A 2,670-nucleotide genomic window follows, 5' to 3' on the forward strand; every position below is an offset into this window, starting at 1 on the left:
GGCGGTGGTGAAGGCGGACGCCTACGGCCACGGCGCCGTGCCGGTCTCGCTCGCTGCGCTGCGCGGTGGGGCGGACGCGCTGGGCGTCACGACGATCGCCGAGGCGGTGCAGCTGCGTGACGCGGGCATCGACGCCGAGATCCTGGCCTGGTTGTTCGGGGTGGGTGACGACGTCGGCGTGGCGCTCGAGGCGGATGTGGACCTGGCGATCCCGAGCCCGGGCCACCTCGACACCGTTCTCGACGCCGCCCGGCGTACCGGCCGCCGCGCCAGGGTGACCCCCAAGATCGACACCGGGCTCGCCCGCTCCGGCATCACCCTCGACGAGTGGCCCTCCCTGCTCGACCGGCTGGTCGCCGCCTCCGACGAGGGCCTCATCGAGGTGACCGGGCTGATGGCGCACTTCGCGCACGCCGACGATCCGGGCAACCCGGTGATCGACCAGCAGGTCGACCGTCTGCACGCGTGCGTGGCGCAGGCCCGCGCCCGCGGGGTGCGGTGCCCGGTCAACCACCACGCCAACTCCGCGGCCACCCTGACCCGCCCGGACGACGGCTTCGAGATGGTCCGCCCCGGGATCGCCCTCTACGGGCTCAACCCGGTCGACGGTCTCGAGGCGGAGCTGGTCCCGGCCATGACGTTCTCCGCCGAGGTCCTGATGGTCAAGCGCATCGCCGCCGGTCAGGGGGTGAGCTACGGGCACACGTGGCACGCCCCGCGGGACACCACGGTGGCCCTCGTGGCGGCGGGGTACGCCGACGGGGTGTGGCGACTGCTCTCGGGCAGGCTCGACGTGTCGATCCACGGACGCCGGTACCCGAACGTCGGCCGCGTCTGCATGGACCAGTTCGTCGTCGACCTGGGACCGGACCCGGGCGACTCGGTCCGCGCGGGGGACACCGCCGTCCTGTTCGGTACCGGCTCCGACGGGGGCCCCACCGCCGCCGAGTGGGCCCGCACCCTCGGGACCATCCACTACGAGGTCGTCACAGCCGTCCGAGGCCGAGCGGTGCGCCAGCACGTTCTCGGGGCCCGCCACGCCAGCGGCGGGCAGAGGGAGGGTTCGCTATGAGTGGAGAAGACGACTCGCCCGGGCGCCGGAGGTCGATGCCCCGGCTCCGGTGGCCCCGGCGCCCTTCCCGGTCCGCTGCGGGGGATCCCGTCGAGGTCCGGTCACCCGAACTGGTGGGCGGGGAGACCGGGGACGCCGAGTCCGTCGAGGAGCAGATCCGGGCCCCGGGCGGTCTCGCCGCGGGTCTGAGCGCCCTCGGCGCCGCGACGATCGGATCCGTGGGCACGCTCCTCCCGGGACGCCGGGCAAGTGACCCGTGGGCCGGCGAGGACATGTGGGAGCTCGGGGTCGACCGGGGTTCGATGGTCGCCGCCTCGGACGGTGTCCCGCTCGCGGTGCGGGAGGCCGGACCGACCGATGCGCCGATGACCGTGGTGTTCGCCCACGGGTACACGCTGTCGATGGACTCCTGGCACTTCCAGCGCCGGCACCTCCAGGACCGATTCGGCTCCGAGGTCCGCCTGGTCTTCTACGATCAGCGCGGTCACGGACTCAGCGGCAAGAGCTCGCGCGACAACTCGACCATCGCCCAGCTGGCGTCCGACCTCAACTCGGTGATCTCCGCCACGGCGCCGACCGGCCCGATCGTGGCGATCGGCCACTCCATGGGGGGCATGACGGTCCTCGGCTACGCCGTCCGCCACGAGGACGCGGTCCGCGAGCGCGTGCTCGGCGTGGGGCTGGTCGCCACGGCGATGGCGGAACTGTCGGAGTCGGGCCTGGGTGCCGTGCTCGACAGCAGGGCCGTCAGCAGATTCGTGGGCCTCGCCGGCCGCACGCCCGCGGTGTTCACCAGCAGCCGCAGGGCCCTCGGGGCGATCATCTCGCCGTTCATCTACGGCGGCTCGTTCGGCGACCCGGCCAAGATGAGCCCGACCGTCGCCAGGTTCGTGGACAAGCTCATCGCCTCGACGGACGTCCTGACGATCGCGAACTTCTTCGAGACCCTCACCCAGCACGACGAGTCCGCGGCCGTGCCCGTGCTCCGCGACGTGCGCACCACGGTGTTGTGCGGGGACCGCGACCTGCTCACCCCCCTCGACCGCTCGGTGGACATCGCCGAGGCGCTGCCGGACGCCGAGTTCGTGGTGGTCCCCGGAGCGGGGCACATGGTGATGTTGGAGGAGCCCGCGCACGTGTCGGAGGTCCTCGGCGACCTCATCGCGGACGCCATCGTCGAGTGGCGCGCACGCACGCGGGAGAAGTCGAGCGGCACCGAATCGTCGAAGGGCACCGGATCGTCGAGTGGCTCAGGATCGTCGAGGGGCACCGGGTCGTCCTCCCGCAGCGGCCCGTCCTCCCGCAGTGGCCCGTCGTCCCGCAGCGGCCCGTCGGCGCGCCGTAGCGCGGCGTCGTGACGATCGGGGTCCCGGGGGAGCGGACACTGCCGACGGTGGACGACACCCGTGCGCTCGGCGTCGAACTGGCGGGGCTGCTCCGGGCCGGTGACGTCGTGGTGCTCGACGGGCCACTCGGCGCCGGGAAGACCGCCCTCACCACAGGGATCGCCGCCGGCCTCGGTGTCCGCGGCCGGGTGACCTCCCCGACCTTCGTGATCGCCCGGCGGCACGCCCCCGGGACCCCGGACGGCCCCGGGA

3 protein-coding genes are annotated in these 2,670 nt (G+C 73.5%); all 3 read left to right on the forward strand.

The genetic code is table 11. The features are described from left to right. The coding region (gene alr / locus G6018_RS11430; protein WP_182639650.1) for an alanine racemase at positions 1-1,072 on the forward strand (1,072 nt) is incomplete at its 5' end. Next, positions 1,069-2,430 (forward strand): alpha/beta hydrolase, encoded by a 1,362-nt coding sequence (locus tag G6018_RS11435; protein ID WP_241731542.1) that lies wholly within the window; start codon positions 1,069-1,071, stop codon positions 2,428-2,430. The genes alr and G6018_RS11435, both read left to right, overlap by 4 nt. Beyond that, the coding region (locus G6018_RS11440; RefSeq protein WP_182639651.1) for a tRNA (adenosine(37)-N6)-threonylcarbamoyltransferase complex ATPase subunit type 1 TsaE at positions 2,427-2,670 on the forward strand (244 nt) is incomplete at its 3' end. The genes G6018_RS11435 and G6018_RS11440, both read left to right, overlap by 4 nt.

Source organism: Dietzia sp. DQ11-44 (assembly GCF_014145205.1).
Classification (GTDB): domain Bacteria; phylum Actinomycetota; class Actinomycetes; order Mycobacteriales; family Mycobacteriaceae; genus Dietzia; species Dietzia natronolimnaea.

What these genes read in the sequence shown, in the direction of transcription:
- G6018_RS11435 (WP_241731542.1), top strand. Translation starts at nt 1,069, where the DNA reads ATGAGTGGAGAAGACGACTCGCCCGGGCGCCGGAGGTCGATGCCCCGG.